Raw genomic sequence first — 16198 nt, 5'->3', positions numbered from 1 at the left:
ATTAATAAACTATTGAAGATGAAGAAGTTTTTTATTACCCTGAGCATAGTCATTACCGCTATAACAGCCAACGCACAAAAATTGGTGCCGCAAATAAAAACCGGTACCATACTAAACTATACCGCTCATGCCCGTGCCATGGGGCAAACCGTTCCGGCTTTTTTAACCATTACTCAATTTGAAGCTCCGCTGCGCATGAAGTGGGCAATAGGGCCTTTAGGTAGCGGCACGTTCGAAATATCGGCCAAGGCCATACAAAGCGGCACCAAAATGGCCCTGCGCGAACCCGGTTACGAAGAAATTACCAAACTCAAGGACAACGAAACCATAGCCTTTATATCAAAAGATACGTTTACCAGCCTCACCACCAACAAAGCGTTTGAGCTTAACGGACAAAAGTTTATCGTAGTAACCGATGCTGCCCCGGCTTTTACCCTGGGTGATAAAGAAGTAGATACCTTTTACGCCACAACGGCCAACGGCAAAACTAAAATTTGGATACTCAACAATCCCGATTTTCCACTCGTTTGTAAAATAGAAGGCGCCCCGCAGGGAATAGATTTGTCGCTGAATAGTGTGCAGTAGATTTGGGAGTTGTCAGATGTTGGTTGGGAGTTGTGTGAAAAACTTGTCATGCTGAGCTTGTCGAAGCACTCGCCGCTTGGTTAAGCACTTTGCTAAGTCTTCGACAGGCTCAGGCTGACAGGTGGGTATTTATATCATAATAAAGCACTGTCCTAACGAAACCATTTTTCGCGGCATCAGTGTTTTGTACTTTATTTTTTGTATAAAGAAGAAAGTACATCCACAGACGTGGGTAGAATCACTTTACCTGTGCTAATAGGACACTGCATTAAGTAAAAGCACTGCCTTGAACTCCCGGATTGCTTCAGCACCCCGCGAAATACCCGCTACTGCTTCGCAATGACGTGGTAGGTTAAAACTTCCACCCATTTAAAACCGAAATAGCATGATGCGCGGTCATATCATATTGTACCGGTACAACTGATACGTAGCCATGATCAAGCGCCCAAACATCGGTGTCTTCACCCTGGTCGTTGAGTTGAAATTCGCCGGTTAGCCAGTAATAAGGGCGTTTGTGTGGGTCCATGCGCTCGTCAAACTCTTCGGCCCATTTGCCGTGGGCCTGCCGACAAATTTTAATGCCTTTCAAGTCGTTTCTGTTAGGAAAGTTTACATTAAGCAATGTGCCGGCCGGTAAGCCATGCGCTAAAACCTGCTCGGCAATTTGTTTAACAAATGGTAAAGATGGTTTGAAATTAGCCTGCAAAGTATAATCATCGAGCGAAAAACCTATGGATGGTATAGACTCGATACAACCCTCAACCGCGGCCGACATGGTGCCCGAGTACAATACGTTAATAGAATTGTTTAGCCCGTGATTAATGCCCGATACGCACAGATCGGGCTTTTTGCCACTAAAAATACGGTTAACAGCAAGCTTTACACAATCAACCGGTGTGCCCGAGCATTTGTACATTTCCACGCCTTCATAAAGGTCAACCGGGTCTAAACGCAGCGGTTTACCTATGGTGATGGCATGGCCCATGCCCGATTGCGGACTATCCGGAGCCACCACCACCACACGGCCTATTTGCTGCATGGTTTCAATCAGTGCTTTAATGCCCGGTGCGGTTATGCCATCATCGTTTACTACTAAAATGGTGGGTTTTTGCTTGCTCATGCTGCTAATTTAGCCAATAATTGCTTAAGTGCGGGAGCGTACAATTTATCATATATATAACTCAAACATTAACAGTTATTTACAAGCGGTGAAAAAAATGTAAATTAACTGCACCAACTGCACCTGATTTCCGTATAACGTTATTGTTAGTCTTCTGTTAATGCGGTAAAGGTTACTACTAATAGCTCTAATGGTATTAAATTTCTATTAAATGCATTGGTTGGCTGATAAAAAATATAAAAAGTTCAAGGAAAAATTATAATTTGCTTCGTTTTATGAGACCTGTTTCGATACCTGCTTATGTAAGCAATTTTTTTTACAATAAGCAAGACCCTGCAAAGGTGAGTGAGGCTTATCAGCGGTTACGTAAGGGCACAGCCGTGCCTGATGTAACGGTATCAATACCGGCTTATAATGAAGAGAGTACCATAGTGCAAACTTTGGCCTCGTTATGCAACAACGAAACAAAATGGGCTGTTGAGATCAACGTAATCAACAATAACTCTAAAGATAAAACAGAAGAATTAGTTAAAGCCTGCGGTGTTAACTGCATACTTGAAACTACACAGGGTATAACGCCTGCCCGCAACCGTGGACTGGCCGAAGCCAAAGGCAAATATATTTTAAATGCCGATGCCGACACCATATACCCGGAAGACTGGATAGAGGAAATGATAAAGCCGCTGGCCGATGAGAGCAAGAAAGTAGCTATTACCTACGGTTTGTTTTCATTTATACCGGTGGGCAAAACAGGACGTTTTACTTACTTTTTTTACGAGTACTTTTCTGACCTTACCCGGGTTTATAACCAGTACTTTAAAAATGAGGCGGTAAATGTTTACGGGTTCGATTCGGCTTTTAGGCGCGAAGAAGGCCTGCAGGTGGATAGTTTTAACCACCCGGCCGGCACCAACGAGGATGGTTACCTGGCATTAAAATTAAAAAATAAAGGTTTTGGCAGTATACATCGTGTTACAAGCCCGCAGTCGATAGTTTGGACTACGGACCGGAGAATACAAATTGACGGTGGTTTGTGGAAAGCAACCGTTAAACGTTTTAAAAGAGTATTTTTTTCGTAACATATTTGATAATCGCAGAACCTTTACGTTAGAAATTTCGTAACAAGGTACATAAAGCAATTGAGTATGATACCTGTTATTAACAACCTATTAAGCACAACTAACAAATCCACTCGAATGGGATTTTCAGACACGGGACAAACCAAAATATTGATTGTTGAAGACGACAATTATATGCAGCTCATACTCCGCAAATTCTTAGGCAAATCCTACGAACTGGAGATATGCCCCTCGGCATTAGAGGCGCTGTCGTTTTTACAAAATGGTAATATCCCCGATTTAGTCATATCCGACTTAAATACCCCTAACCTTAGCGGGTTAGACTTAATAACCCAGATGCATAGCAGTGATTTCTTTAAATCGATACCTGTAATTATTGTATCGGGCGAAGACAGCTCTGAAGTACGTGTGAGATGTTTAAATACAGGTGCCGACGATTTTATTGTGAAACCATTTAACCCGGCCGAACTGGAAGCACGTGTGAGAGCGATATTGAGAAGAATTGGAAAGAATGTGCAAAGCTTATGAGCGAACCATTTACCCAGCAACGGCAAATAATTGCGTTGATTAATTTGAGTGATGATTTAACCATCTCTATTAATCAGTGTAATTTTAAAGACAGGCAACTGATGCATTTCAAAAACGGAATGCAGATGTTTTCGGCCTGGCAGCAAAATAAATTAAACATTGCAGCCATAATTTCGCAGGATGAGGTTTTGGCTTCGTCGGGCATTACACTGCTCGAAACGCTTAAAAAGAACAACATGGGCAACGTGCCCTTCTTTTTAATTGTTAACCACTTTAACAGCAACTTACGCCAGCTGGCGTTAAATGCCGGTGTTGCCGATGTTTTTAAAAATCCGGTAAAGATCAGCAATATCGAAACCCGGGTAAACTTTTTGGTAGAATACTGGGAAACACTGCATAAAAAATCGGGACAGAAGGTAGCGGCTAATTATAGCATACCAGCCGGTAAACGCGCTTTCGACATTTTCTTTTCGGGTATGGCACTACTATTTTTATCGCCATTTTTCCTGCTTATCTATTTGCTGGTAAGGCTCGAGTCAAAAGGTCCGGCGTTTTATTACTCGCTGAGGGTGGGTACGGGCTATCAGGTGTTTAAGTTTTACAAGTTCAGGTCGATGTACGTTAACGCCGACCAGCGTTTAAAAGACCTGAAACACCTGAACCAGTACGATACCGACGCTGCCGCCAAAAAGGAAAAAGAAGGCGTTAAGGAAGAAGAGAAGGTAATTGAAAATACCTCATTTTTATGTGCCGATTGCATGGGCTCTGGCAAATGCCAGTTCCCCATGTATGCCGATAATGTGCACTGGTGCGAACGTGAGTACATTGACAACAAAAAAACTGCCGGAGGTTCGGCCTTCTTTAAAATAAAGAACGACCCGCGTATAACCCGTATAGGTAACTTTATTCGTAATACCAGTATCGACGAATTACCGCAACTGTGGAACGTTTTTATAGGCGACATGAGCATAGTAGGCAACCGCCCGCTACCGCTTTACGAAGCCGAAAAGCTAACTACCGATAAATACGCCCTGCGTTTCCACGCCCCGGCAGGCATAACCGGCCTGTGGCAGGTAGAAAAACGCGGCAAAGGCGACATGAGCGAAGAAGAGCGCCTGATGCTCGACAACGTTTATGCCCAAAACCACAGCCTGGTTAATGATGTAAAACTCATCATGAAGACTATACCGGCTCTGCTGCAAAAGGAAAGCGTGTAAGCTGCAGACACAAGAACCAAGAGCAAAGAAACAAGATATATATCATACTTATAGAAAGGTCGATCCGGTTGGGTTGACCTTTTTTGTTTTAGGGTTGCTGCCAGTAGTCTGAAGACTATTGGCATATTGATTCGAAGTCGGAGACTTCGAATAACAGAGCTTGAAGCTTATACCGTAATTAACACAAGTTGGAAATTTGTGTTAATTACGGAGGTAGAAACAAATTTAATTTAACTTGAGCTTCTGAGTCGGCCCGTAATATATGGTATCCTTACCTTTAGGGATTTTAAAATATTTATCAATATCATAAAATGGATGATAAGGCTCATTCATATACATGCAGATAGAAACTATTCTGTTTAAGGCGTAAATATGCGTTTGTTCTATAAAGGAATTCCTTTTTTTAGAATAATAAATCACGCTGAATGAATCGGTAAATCGTCGGTCAAAATAATAAACCCCAACTAAATCAAAATCTAATACCTTAGTTGGAACCGGTCGGTAAGCTAACAACGCCGAATCACTGACACGAATTAATGTATCACCCCATCTATAGGCTCCTTTTGAATTACCGTAACCTTTATAGATCGTATTGTGATCGATAATTCTGAAAGCTACGTTTTCAAGAGGCTTCATCTTACTGGGTTTACGCCAGTCTCCATGGGTAACAGAATTGCCTTGAATGTAAACCGAAACATAGTCATATCTATATAACCCAGGCTTCAGCTCATTTGAGTTTGGCTGATAATAGCCTAAAAATCCCCAAACCAATATTAGGTTAATTAAAAGTATAAGGTGGCTCATTAATTTCTGTTTAAACCGGTAAAAGTGATCACTTCAGAGGTTGTTCCGATAATAGGTTTCAGCAGTTGATGGAACCCCATACCCAAGCCATGAAGGTTGTAATCTTGCGCACTCCCATAATAACCAGTGTTGGTTCCAAAAAATATAAAGTCACAGTCATAGTTAAAATAATTTTGTATATTCTTGGTTTGGGTGATAGTTGCTCCAGATGAAGTTGTGCCCCCTATGGTCACAGGTGTTACCTCTACCTTTTTTTCTCCTGTAGATGTGTAAACTATTGTTCTGTTTTCTTGAACCCTGATATTTGCATGCCCCGCATACTCCCCTGGTGTACCATAATAGTTAAACGACAACTCCTCATTTACTACCGTTAATTGGCCAAGTATTCCGATAGGTACATTTTAGGTTTTCTGGTTGATGTGTATTGGTAAGACATTGTATTGATATAATAATAAGAATTATATGGAGGCAATTGATTAAATCTAAACCGGTATTCTATAGGTACTTCAACAGTAACAAATACACCTCTTCCAGGCAAAGTACCACCCGTCGTATGCTTCATATAAAATTTGGGAACATCTAAATAGAAAGACGGCCCATAGGGATTGTAATAGAGTTCGTCATCCCAATCCGTTATGCCGTCAAATTCTGCGTTTGATTCATAATACATTGGTGAGAATTCCATTGAAGATGTAGTTTCTGATTCATCAAAATTTCCCGAATCTCCCGTTGGGTCATTAAGGTCATTCACTCTGTAATTATTGCCAGCCTTAAAACTATTATTTGATGATTCGGGCTTTAAGATGCTGTTAGCATAGGCAACTAAATCGGCACGTTTAGTTTTATAGTTCCTTAACATTCGTTTCAAACTATCTGACTCTGCAGGCGTGAGGTTGGTTAATTTTGGAAAGCTTTCAACAGTTGAACTTTCGGGTGTTGACGAGTTGTTTTTGAGTAATGTTGAGTCGCTATCCGACTTTTTGCAAGAAAACATTACACAAGCAAAAATTAAAACTAAAATAGTTGTAAGGAGTTTGAGAGGTTTCATGAATTTGTGATAAGATTGATTATCAAAAGTTTAAATAAAGTATAGAGAAATATAAAATTTATTTTAAATTAATAATCTGAGTTATATATAACCTATGTCGGTGTTGTCACCCCACCATGCAAGTCAGTAATTCTGCAGTTCCAAAGCTTTTAATTTAACTATTGTGTAGCTTCAATAACTGAAAAAGCGGAAGGTCTAATACAGTTAGGTTATACCTGCTTCGCAATCTCTAATCTATACCCTCTACCATGAATATTCACCAGGTGTACCGATGAATCATGCTCCAGTTTTTTGCGGAGTTTGGAAATAAACATATCCAGGCTTCGGCCAACAATAACACCTTCGTCTTCCCAAAGCTCTTTTTGCAAGCGGTTTCGTTCAATAATAGCCTGAGGTGCTTGTGCAAAAATTAGCAGCAGTTTGTTCTCTTTAGCAGTAAGGGGTGTTGTTATGCCTGCTGTTATAATGAGTTTGTTGGTGAAATCGAAAACGGTATTGCCCAAAACAAGGGCTTTGTTTTCAATAACATCGGGGTTGATTTTAGGGGGCTGTATTTTGCCAGATCTTAGTATAACAAAACCCAATAAAGCAATTAATGGTAGTCCGCTAAGTAAGTACCCTCCTTCGCGGGCAGTAAAGCCGGCATGCTCAAATTTTATGCTGATCAAATAACAGCTTTTGGGCTGCTTACGCCCCGAACAGGGTATGATATTGTTTTGCTCATTTTTAAAAATAGCGTAACCAAAAATTACCTGCCCGTTTGAGCAATTTAAAACGTTAACAATGTAATTATGGCTAAAGTTACTTTTGGCCAACGAACGCTTTACAATTTTTACCAGCGAATCTGTTTGAAAAGTAAACTCGTTTTCAAACCTCAACCTATACTCGTTATCAGCAGGTTGGGTTACCGGCAATACCCGCGAGGTGCTATCGCCCGATTGTAATAACACTTCATGCCCAATATTGCGGATCAGTACCTGCTGGCGCAATTTATCAAAATTATCATTAGTGTTAAAGCTAAATGCAACGCAGGTAAGAGCTGTAAACAACAGGCAGCATAGTGCCACCATGTATTGATTTTGTGCGCCAATGCGCTTGATTAAATTGATAATGCTCATACCCGGGCTTAATTTACATATTTTACACTTTAATTTACAATGTTTATAATATCTATACTACTGTGGCTGAGTAGGTTTGCCCTAATCAAAACAACATGAGCTATGATAAAAAAACACTTAATTATCCTGTTACTTGTTATCCAGGCTTCGGCCTATGCGCAACAGGCTTACCAGTTAGATGTAAGTAAAAGTAAAGTTTTATGGAACACCCGCCAAACTATGGGAGGCCATTACGGTTACCTGCTGTTTAGCTCGGGCACACTTATTTATTCATCTGCCGGGCAGCCTGTTAATGGTGTGTTTAGTATGGATATGAACAGCATCAGGAGCGAAGACCATGAGAAGGCAGCCGATAATCAAAAGGTTGACCAGGAACTCCGGAAGCCGGGCTTTTTTGATATAGATAAGTACCCAACCTCAACCATGAGGGTTTTAACCATAACCCAGATTGGCAAAACAGATAAATACAAAGTAAACGGCGACCTTACCATAAAGGGTATTACCAACCCTATTGAGTTTACAGCCACTCTGAAGAAAAAGGGAGGCAATATTATAGCCACTGCCGCACTTGTGATAGACCGGCTAATATGGCATATAGATTTGCAATCTCCGCCGCAAGCCAAACCCAAGCCGTGGGAATTAGTGACAACTTTAGAAAATAAAATTAAAAACAAGATTATGGTTGGCGAAGTACCCATTACACTAAAAATGGTGTTTACCCGGTAGGCTTGATTTTAAAAGATAGTGACAGGATAATGCCAGTGTTAAGGGTGCAACGTGTTTATGAAGCACTAAATTGAACACTACGGAAAAAACGGGGTGATTTCGCGGTTTTCAGAAGAGAAAGTAAAAGAGGAGCGGGGGGATCAGTTACGAAGATACAGGAGCGAAGAGAGAGAGAAAACAGGTCTCTAAAAAATCCCGCTCTTCGCTCCAATACCTCCGCTCCCTAATCTTCCCGTTTCATCCAGCTTACCACGGCTTTAATTTCGGCATAGGTGTAACCCTCACCTAAAATCTCTTTGAGAGGGGAGAGGCGGTCGGCACCGTAGCTTTCAATGGCATCTTTTATGGCAGGCATTTTTTCGGAAGCTACCAGTTCGCTTACGTTCATTTCGCCGCTTTGTATAAAGTTGCACAGGTGGCTCTCAACAGTGGTTGGCGATAGGTTGCGCTGTTTGGCAATATCGCTGATACTTAACCCGGCACGGTATAAGTCAAAACTTTCGCGCTGCGTAGCCGTTGGTCCCGATGCTTTTGCTGCCCTGGATTTTGAAGCACGTTTAACCTGCTTGGCATCAATCAATGATTTTAAGTTATGCTGATGGCAGTAAGCCAGCGTAGCCTGCAAAAAGGCATCGCCATAGCGCACCAGCTTTACCTCGCCAAAGCCCGAAATACGGCTTAGCTCATTAGGTGTTTGCGGCAGATAGGTAGCAATTTCGAGTAAGGTGGCATCAGATACAATGAGGTAAGCCGGCACGTTCTCGCCCATGGCCAGGTTGTAGCGGATGGATTTGAGGTCTTGCAACAAACCGGCCTCATAAATCGGAACCTGTATTTCGGTGGAGGTTTCCACGTTTTCAACTAATATGAATTCTACGGTTTGCTGGCCTTTTAAAACGGCATCGCTTGCCGGGGTGAGTTTGAGCACCGGGTAATCATCCTCGGTAACCTGCAATAATCCTTGGGTTACCAATTGAGCTATATAGAGTTGCCAGTCGGCTTTGCTTACGTCCTTGCCTATACCATAGGTTTTAAGTCGTTTATGCTCCTCGCGTATCTTCTCGCTCCGCGATCCGCGCAGCAGATCGATCACATAATTGGTGCCGAAACGCTGGTTCAGTCTTACCACGGCCGATAATGCTTTTTGGGCTAATATCGTACCGTCAAATTTTTTAAACTCGGTTAAACAAACATCACACGAGCCACAATTATCGGGGAATGGCTCATTAAAATAATGCATTAGGTATTGGCGCCTGCAAGTTTGCAGCTTGCAGTATTTGGCCATATCATCCAGCTTTTTAAGCATAATACGGCTTTGCTCTTCGTTGCCTTCAACCCGGGCAAACCCTTGTAGCTTAAACACATCCCCGGCCGAAAAGAATAGGAGCGCTTCCGACGGCAGCCCATCACGCCCGGCACGACCGGTTTCCTGGTAATAGCCTTCAATATTCTTGGGTAAATCATAATGCACCACATAGCGCACGTTCGATTTGTTGATGCCCATGCCAAAGGCAATAGTAGCCACCATGATCTTTACCTCATCGCGCAAAAACTTATCCTGGTTGCGGGATTTGGTTTCAACGGTTAGTCCGGCATGATAGGCATCGGCCTGGTAGCCTTGTGCCCGCAGGTTGGCCGCCAAATCTTCGGTGCCCTGGCGCGAAAGGCAATAGATAATACCCGAATCGTCTTTATGCTTATCTAAAAATTTAAGTAACTGGTCAAAGCTGTTCTTTTTAGGCGCAACGGTGTAACTAATATTGGGCCGGTTAAATGAGGATACAAACTCGGCCGGGTTATGCAGGGCAAGTTTATCTTTGATGTCCTGCTGGGTAAGCTTATCGGCCGTAGCGGTGAGGGCAATAACCGGTATTAACGGAAACTCAGTTTTAAAATGAGCCAGCATCAGGTACTCCGGCCTGAAATCGTGCCCCCAGTGCGAAATACAATGTGCCTCGTCAATAGCAATCAAGCTAACCGTTAATGATTTAAGGAAGCTTACCAGCCTGCTTTCTGAACTAAAAAGGCGTTCGGGGGCAAGGTATAAAAGCTTGATTTTGCCTGATTTTAACCGGCTTATAATATTCTGCTGCTCACCGCTGTTTTGGGTTGAATTGAGGTAAGCCGCCGGTATACCAGTGAGGTTCAGGCTGTCTACCTGGTCTTTCATCAGGGCTATTAATGGCGATATAACGATGGTTAACCCCGGCAGTAAAACCGCAGGCAACTGGTAGCATAATGATTTACCTCCACCCGTAGGCATCAGCACCAATGCATCGCCCCCGCTTAAAACCTGTTGAATAATAGCCTCTTGCTGGTGGCGAAATTTGGTATAGCCGTAGTATTTATGTAGTGCCTCTGATGGGGTCATTATAATGAAGGTAGTAAAGTTATTGAGTTTGACACAAATTAATAAATGATGGTAACCGAACCACTTAAAACTTGCTTACTGCTTCTGGTGCTTATGATGTAGTAATAAGCGCCAGCCGGTAATTTTTTTCCTTTGTGCTGGCCGTTCCAGGCTGTTGGATAGCCGCGGCTTTCAAACACCATTTCACCATTACGATTAAAAACTTTTACCAAAGTGCTAAGGTCGCTACTTAAGCCTATGATTTGCCAGGTATCATTTACACCATCGCCATTGGGTGTAAAGGTATTAGGTAGTAAAATGTCTTTACAGTAATTGTTGATGGTTATACTTTCAGAGGCTTTGCAGCCATTTGCGTCGGTAACAACCAAAGTTACAACCCCCGATTTATTGGTTACAAAGTTACGTGAGCCGGCTATGCCATTCCATATATATTTAGCAAAGCCCGCTGGTGCGGTTAAAGTTATTTGCTCGCGCGAGTACTCGCACAACCTTGCATCCGGAATGCTAATTACAGGATTAGGTAAAAAATTAACATTTATGCTTTGATTAAATTCACACCCGGCAGCAGTTTTTACAGTGGCCGAGTATGATCCGGATGTTGTAACCGAGATGTTATCAGAGGTTTCACCGGTAGACCATTTTATATTACCGTTACTGTAGGTAGCCTTTAAGTTTACGGTTTCGCCGTTACAAAACGTGGTATTGCTACTCTGTTGAATACTTAATGTAGGTATGGCATCAAAACTTATGGCTTTACCCGAAGGGGGGCCTGTACAGTTCAAAATTTTACTGGATAAATAAACGTTGTAAGTGCCTGCATCGGTGGTACTTATGCTTGTTGAATTTAGCTTTCCTGCTAACGGTGCCCCGTTGTAGAGCCAGTTAATATCATAATCAGGGCTTTGTGAAACGTTTACAGATAAAGTGGCTATTTCGCCTATACAGTAAGCCGTTTTATCGGAATTAATAACAGGCGAGGCCAGGTTTATAAATTTAACCTCAACTTCTTTTGACGAAATCCAATTGCCTGAACAGGCACTTACTTCATATTTAAACTTCCCCGATTGTGTTGTATTAAGCGAACCTGTAATGTTGCCGGTTAACGCTCCGTCTTTGTACCATCGGTATTGAAAATTTGGATTAGTTGCAATTGCCAGATTAATGGTTGAACCACTGCAAGCCTGTATCAGGTCGGGATATAATAAGTCAGCCGTTGGGCTTGAAATTACATTTACTTTAAGATGATTACTTTCAACATGAAAAGTTGAACAAGGATCGTACAAAACGGCATAATAGTCTCCTGATTTATCAATAATGAGATCTGTACCACTTTGCGCAGGTAGTTGCACACCGTCTTTATACCATTGAATACTGTTTCCTGAATAAGAAATGGAATTAACAGTGGCAGTAGTTGTTGTACCGGAACAAATGTCGCGTTGAGTAACTGTAAATGGTTGATTTTGGAATTGTATTGCTTGGTATTGCTGCGGATTTATATATTTACCAAAGTCGGGCTTTAAAAGATAAAGGCCATTTACCGATGCCACCCAAACGCCATCCTCACATACGGGGCTTGTATTAACAACATTGTTTGAAGTTACGTGGTTAATTTTGATATTACCAATATCAGCATAAAAATAGAAATCGTAAACATTGAGTGGACCTGTGCTGAATTTTCCGTATCCCGAATTGCTGAAATACAATCCTTTATCCGTTGCAACTAAAAGAATTTCTTTTATAAGTCCTTCATTTTGAGGGGTTCCAAAACTCTTTAGTCCATACAATGATGTGATTTTATTTACATTTATCCCATCCAGATAATGTTTCTGTGGTGAATTTGGATTATTTGAATATGCGGTGCCATTTTGAAATAAACCATTTTCTGTACCCCAGTAAAAATTCATAAATCCAATACCAGGACGTGCCGGGTATTCGGTATAATAAGCTGTATTAATTGTTCCATAAGCTCCGCCATAATATAAGTAACCACCATAGGTGCCTAATGACAAGGCAAATGCAGGGTAATTAAATGGCAGTCCGGGGAAATTGCCGGCCTCGGTGGCCCTAACCATTTCTGCCCTATATGTAGCTTCATACACGGTCGTTGGCACATTTGACGATCCGGGAAGCATAACTTGCTGTCGGTAATCATAATGGTGCATTCCGGTTGCGGTGGCTATACTAATGCTGTGGTTTGATGGAATCCTTCGCGTGAGATTATCTAAATACGAACCTGAATAATCTACACCTAATGAATGTACGTTGCCTGTTAAGCCATTATTTACACCAATAAATCTAATTGTTCCGTTATTATAGGCAATTACATTCGGTGAGTTAGTTGCCACAAACACGGTATCTTTATTTACCCCTGCAATATCAATAAGGTTAAAGTTGTTGTAAATGTTAAAAAAGGCGGTATAATTAGTAACAGTATTATCAATACTATTAATACGAAAAACCTCATTGTTCTGCGCTAACACCCATAAGTAGGGGTCATTAAAATCTCTTTTAACTTTTATGATATTTTTTCCTTGCAATAAATGAGCATTCAGGTGAAATTCAACATCCTGCTGAGCGAAGGCATTCATGAGCAGATTTGTGAAAATAATTAACAGCAGGTAACGTAGCAATAACACTAATCAAAGGGGGCTTAGATTGCCGAAATCTACTAAAATATATCGTAAAAATGCCGATAGCATTTACCGTTAGCCTAATTTAATAAAATACTTTATTAGATTAGGGAGATATAACGTTTATATGAAGAAATTATACGCTCTACTACTTTTTTTGAGCATTACCTGTGTTGCATTTGCCCAGGCGCTGAAATCGCCATCTGAGTTTTTAGGTTACCCATTGGGAAGCCAGTACACCTACCATTACCGCATTGCCGAGTACTTTAAGTATGCTGCGCAAACATCTAAAAAAGTAAAATTGCTACAGTATGGTTCAACTAATGAAGGCAGGCCGTTAATGGTAGCTTTTGTTGGCAGTGAGGAAAACTTAGCCCGGTTAGAAGAAGTGCGTGAGCATAACCTGCATTTGGCCGGTTTAAGCAATGGGCCTGCAACATTAAGCAATGCACCGGGCATAGTTTGGTTAAGCTATAACGTACACGGTAACGAACCCAGCAGCAGCGAGGCCGCCATGCAAACTTTGTATGATATGATTAACCCTGCCAACAGCCGTACACAGGCTTGGCTGAAAAATACTGTAGTGGTTATCGATCCTTGCTTAAACCCTGATGGACGCGACCGTTACGTGAACTTTTATAACCAGATGCGCGGTATTAACCCCGATCCAAACGCCTCATCGCGCGAGCACATGGAGCCTTGGCCGGGCGGCAGGGTAAACCACTATTATTTTGACTTAAATCGTGACTGGGCATGGCAAACACAAAAAGAAGTTCAAGCACGTGTAGCTTTATATAACAAGTGGCTGCCGCAAATTCATGTTGATTTTCACGAGCAGGGATTTAATAACCCGTATTATTTTGCACCTGCGGCAGAGCCATTCCACAAGGATATTACCCCATGGCAGCGTGATTTTCAAACCACTATTGGTAAAAACAATGCCAAATATTTTGACCAGAATGGCTGGCTGTATTTTACTAAGGAAGTGTTCGATCTGCTGTACCCATCATACGGTGATACTTACCCGCTTTACAATGGCTCAATTGGTATGACCTACGAGCAGGGTGGAGGCCCGGCTGGTGGTTTGGCAGTTACTATGCGCAGCGGCGATACCCTAACCCTTACCGACCGTATTGCCCACCATCACTCTAACGGCTTGAGCACTATTGAAACCGCATCAAATAATAATCAAAAGATGCTGGATGAGTACAAAAAGTATTTTGATAATAGCCGCAGCAATCCACCAGGGGCGTATAAAACTTACATTATTAAAAATGATAACCCCGACAAACTGGCTAAGCTGGCCGAATTGTTTGATAAAAATTTGATTAAATACGGCTACGGCGTTAACAAAACGGTGAACGGTTACAACTATTTTAATGGCAAATACGAAAGCTATAATGTTAATGCAGGCGATATGATCGTGAATGCCTATCAGCCTAAAGCGGTTTTACTAACGGTGTTGCTGGAGCCTAAAACCTTTGTGGCCGATTCAAATACTTACGATATAACAGCTTGGTCGTTACCTTACGCCTACGGATTAAAGGCTTATGGTCTTACTGAGTCAATAAAACCTGTAAGCACTACGCCTACTGCTAAACCGGCACCTGGCATTGCCAATTCGGGCGCTTATGCGTATGTATCCGGGTGGCAATCGGTACAGGATGTAAAGTTTATGACGGCTTTACTGCAAAAGGGAATCAAAATACGTTCGGCCTCACAAGCATTTGAAATGGGTGGAAAAAAATTTACCGCAGGCTCGTTAATTATTACCCGCGCCGGTAATACCCGGGCTGATTTTGATAAAGTGGTTAACGAAACGGCAGTGGCCTTGGGCCGCACGCTTACTCCCATCAGCACCGGTTTTGTTGATAAAGGTGCTGATTTGGGTTCGAGCGCCGTTGGTTTTATTACCAAGCCGAGAGTGATGCTGGTATCGGGCGAGGGCGTATCGGCCAATGACATGGGCGAGGTATGGCACTTTTTTGAACAGCAGATAGGCTATCCTGTATCAGTAGTGCGTTACCAGGATTTAAGCCGTATTAAACTAAGCGATTTTGACGTGGCTATATTCCCCGACGGACGTTACAGCAACTTCCCAGTCGAGCGTATACAAAACTGGATAAGTGATGGCGGTAAACTTATTGCCATGGGAGGAGCCATCAACCAGTTTGCCGATAAAAAAGGTTTCGCCTTGAAAAGTAAAGATGACAAGAAAGAGGATAAAGGCGGTAAAAAGCCCGACCTGTCGCCCTATGATGGCCGCGACCGTGAATCGATCAAAAACAACGTACCCGGAGCTATATACAAGGTTTACTTAGATAATACCCATCCGCTGGGCTACGGCTATCCAAGCTACTATTACACTCTTAAATTGGGTGATGAAATTTACGATTACCTCGACGATGGCAATGTGAATGTGGGCGTGTTTAAAAAGGACAGCTATGTAACGGGCTTTGCCGGCGAAAAAGCAAAAGCCAAACTTAGCACCGGTTTGATTTTTGGTGTGGAGAATGTAGGTCGTGGCTCCATAGTTTATTTGACCGATGATCCGCTTTTCCGCAGTTTTTGGGAGAATGGTAAGCTGTTATTTAGTAATGCGATTTTTATGGTAAATTAATTAAAAGCTAAAATCGTACTGGAAACTTACTGTTGTATCAATAAATCGACTGATATGGCTCAGTGGAATGAAAATAACGATCCGGCTAACCAGGATGAATGCCCGGATACTGTTAACTACGGGATGTAAAACGGATCAGACGCTGATACCGCAAGGATAATGCTAATGAGCGGTAACGTGCAGTAAATAAAGGCAATCTTCGGAAGAACATTCTAATGAATTGCCCGATGATGAAAATTATGAAGCCAAAGTAAATAATGCTTTGGGTGAAGAATTGGGAAAAGCAACAAACTTGACTTTAGACCAGTGAAGAGGAGAATAAAGCTTCCAAATGTTGTAAAAAGGAAAGCGG

At 42.0% G+C, this 16198-nt stretch carries 13 protein-coding genes; 6 read left to right on the top strand and 7 right to left on the bottom strand.

Annotated features, from left to right (window positions below; genetic code table 11):
* The first annotated feature begins 18 nt into the window (after positions 1–18).
* Positions 19–585, top strand: coding sequence for a hypothetical protein (locus QE417_RS10295; protein WP_311949703.1), 567 nt, complete (start codon positions 19–21; stop codon positions 583–585).
* A 352-nt stretch (positions 586–937) separates the two neighbouring features.
* Here QE417_RS10295 and surE read toward each other — a convergent pair whose 3' ends face one another.
* Positions 938–1705 carry a 5'/3'-nucleotidase SurE gene (gene surE / locus QE417_RS10290; protein WP_311949702.1) on the bottom strand — a complete coding sequence of 256 codons (768 nt, stop codon included), beginning with the start codon at positions 1703–1705 and terminating at the stop codon, positions 938–940.
* Between the two features lie 275 nt (positions 1706–1980).
* Here surE and QE417_RS10285 point away from each other — a divergent pair, with 275 nt between their 5' ends.
* The 3 genes from QE417_RS10285 (at position 1981) to QE417_RS10275 (ending at position 4529) form a co-directional block, all read left to right on the top strand.
* Entirely contained in the window at positions 1981–2784 is an 804-nt protein-coding gene (locus tag QE417_RS10285; protein ID WP_311949700.1) for a glycosyltransferase family 2 protein, read from the top strand.
* Positions 2785–2901: 117 nt separating this feature from the next.
* Entirely contained in the window at positions 2902–3312 is a 411-nt protein-coding gene (locus QE417_RS10280; RefSeq protein ID WP_311949699.1) for a response regulator transcription factor, read from the top strand.
* Positions 3309–4529 carry a sugar transferase gene (locus QE417_RS10275; RefSeq protein WP_311949698.1) on the top strand — a complete coding sequence of 407 codons (1221 nt, stop codon included), beginning with the start codon at positions 3309–3311 and terminating at the stop codon, positions 4527–4529. Before QE417_RS10280 ends, QE417_RS10275 begins: the two co-directional genes overlap by 4 nt.
* A 225-nt stretch (positions 4530–4754) precedes the next feature.
* Here the strand turns inward: QE417_RS10275 and QE417_RS10270 are convergent, their stop codons facing one another.
* The 4 genes from QE417_RS10270 to QE417_RS10255 all read right to left on the bottom strand — a co-directional run bounded on the left by QE417_RS10270 (position 4755) and on the right by QE417_RS10255 (position 7499).
* Positions 4755–5333: a hypothetical protein gene (locus QE417_RS10270; protein ID WP_311949697.1), complete on the bottom strand. Its 579-nt coding sequence runs from the start codon at positions 5331–5333 to the stop codon at positions 4755–4757.
* Positions 5333–5686 (bottom strand): hypothetical protein, encoded by a 354-nt coding sequence (locus QE417_RS10265; RefSeq protein ID WP_311949696.1) that lies wholly within the window; start codon positions 5684–5686, stop codon positions 5333–5335. The genes QE417_RS10270 and QE417_RS10265 overlap by 1 nt, the downstream gene beginning before the upstream one ends.
* A 17-nt stretch (positions 5687–5703) precedes the next feature.
* Positions 5704–6381 (bottom strand): hypothetical protein, encoded by a 678-nt coding sequence (locus tag QE417_RS10260; protein WP_311949694.1) that lies wholly within the window; start codon positions 6379–6381, stop codon positions 5704–5706.
* Positions 6382–6590: 209 nt separating this feature from the next.
* Positions 6591–7499, bottom strand: coding sequence for a helix-turn-helix domain-containing protein (locus tag QE417_RS10255; RefSeq protein WP_311949693.1), 909 nt, complete (start codon positions 7497–7499; stop codon positions 6591–6593).
* Positions 7500–7601: 102 nt separating this feature from the next.
* Here QE417_RS10255 and QE417_RS10250 point away from each other — a divergent pair, with 102 nt between their 5' ends.
* A complete protein-coding gene (locus QE417_RS10250) occupies positions 7602–8225 on the top strand; it encodes a YceI family protein (protein WP_311949692.1) in 624 nt (207 codons plus the stop codon).
* Between the two features lie 223 nt (positions 8226–8448).
* Here QE417_RS10250 and recQ read toward each other — a convergent pair whose 3' ends face one another.
* Both recQ and QE417_RS10240 read right to left on the bottom strand, forming a co-directional pair.
* A complete protein-coding gene (gene recQ / locus QE417_RS10245; protein WP_311949690.1) occupies positions 8449–10596 on the bottom strand; it encodes a DNA helicase RecQ in 2148 nt (715 codons plus the stop codon).
* A 38-nt stretch (positions 10597–10634) separates the two neighbouring features.
* Positions 10635–13184 carry a gliding motility-associated C-terminal domain-containing protein gene (locus QE417_RS10240; RefSeq protein ID WP_311949688.1) on the bottom strand — a complete coding sequence of 850 codons (2550 nt, stop codon included), beginning with the start codon at positions 13182–13184 and terminating at the stop codon, positions 10635–10637.
* Positions 13185–13353: 169 nt separating this feature from the next.
* Here QE417_RS10240 and QE417_RS10235 point away from each other — a divergent pair, with 169 nt between their 5' ends.
* Positions 13354–15846 (top strand): M14 family metallopeptidase, encoded by a 2493-nt coding sequence (locus QE417_RS10235; protein ID WP_311949686.1) that lies wholly within the window; start codon positions 13354–13356, stop codon positions 15844–15846.
* Positions 15847–16198 lie beyond the last annotated feature (352 nt).

It is taken from the genome of Mucilaginibacter terrae, assembly GCF_031951985.1.
GTDB lineage: Bacteria > Bacteroidota > Bacteroidia > Sphingobacteriales > Sphingobacteriaceae > Mucilaginibacter > Mucilaginibacter terrae_A.
Note: the sequence above shows the minus strand (reverse complement) of the source record. Positions and strands in the feature narration are given on the sequence as shown.

Coding starts and splice junctions, on each gene's coding strand:
- QE417_RS10235 (WP_311949686.1), top strand. CDS start 13,354: ATGAAGAAATTATACGCTCTACTACTTTTTTTGAGCATTACCTGTGTT.
- QE417_RS10240 (WP_311949688.1), bottom strand. CDS start 13,184: ATGAATGCCTTCGCTCAGCAGGATGTTGAATTTCACCTGAATGCTCAT.
- QE417_RS10255 (WP_311949693.1), bottom strand. CDS start 7,499: ATGAGCATTATCAATTTAATCAAGCGCATTGGCGCACAAAATCAATAC.
- QE417_RS10260 (WP_311949694.1), bottom strand. CDS start 6,381: ATGAAACCTCTCAAACTCCTTACAACTATTTTAGTTTTAATTTTTGCT.
- QE417_RS10285 (WP_311949700.1), top strand. CDS start 1,981: ATGAGACCTGTTTCGATACCTGCTTATGTAAGCAATTTTTTTTACAAT.
- surE (WP_311949702.1), bottom strand. CDS start 1,705: ATGAGCAAGCAAAAACCCACCATTTTAGTAGTAAACGATGATGGCATA.
- QE417_RS10280 (WP_311949699.1), top strand. CDS start 2,902: ATGGGATTTTCAGACACGGGACAAACCAAAATATTGATTGTTGAAGAC.
- QE417_RS10270 (WP_311949697.1), bottom strand. CDS start 5,333: ATGAGCCACCTTATACTTTTAATTAACCTAATATTGGTTTGGGGATTT.
- QE417_RS10295 (WP_311949703.1), top strand. CDS start 19: ATGAAGAAGTTTTTTATTACCCTGAGCATAGTCATTACCGCTATAACA.
- QE417_RS10250 (WP_311949692.1), top strand. CDS start 7,602: ATGATAAAAAAACACTTAATTATCCTGTTACTTGTTATCCAGGCTTCG.
- QE417_RS10275 (WP_311949698.1), top strand. CDS start 3,309: ATGAGCGAACCATTTACCCAGCAACGGCAAATAATTGCGTTGATTAAT.
- recQ (WP_311949690.1), bottom strand. CDS start 10,596: ATGACCCCATCAGAGGCACTACATAAATACTACGGCTATACCAAATTT.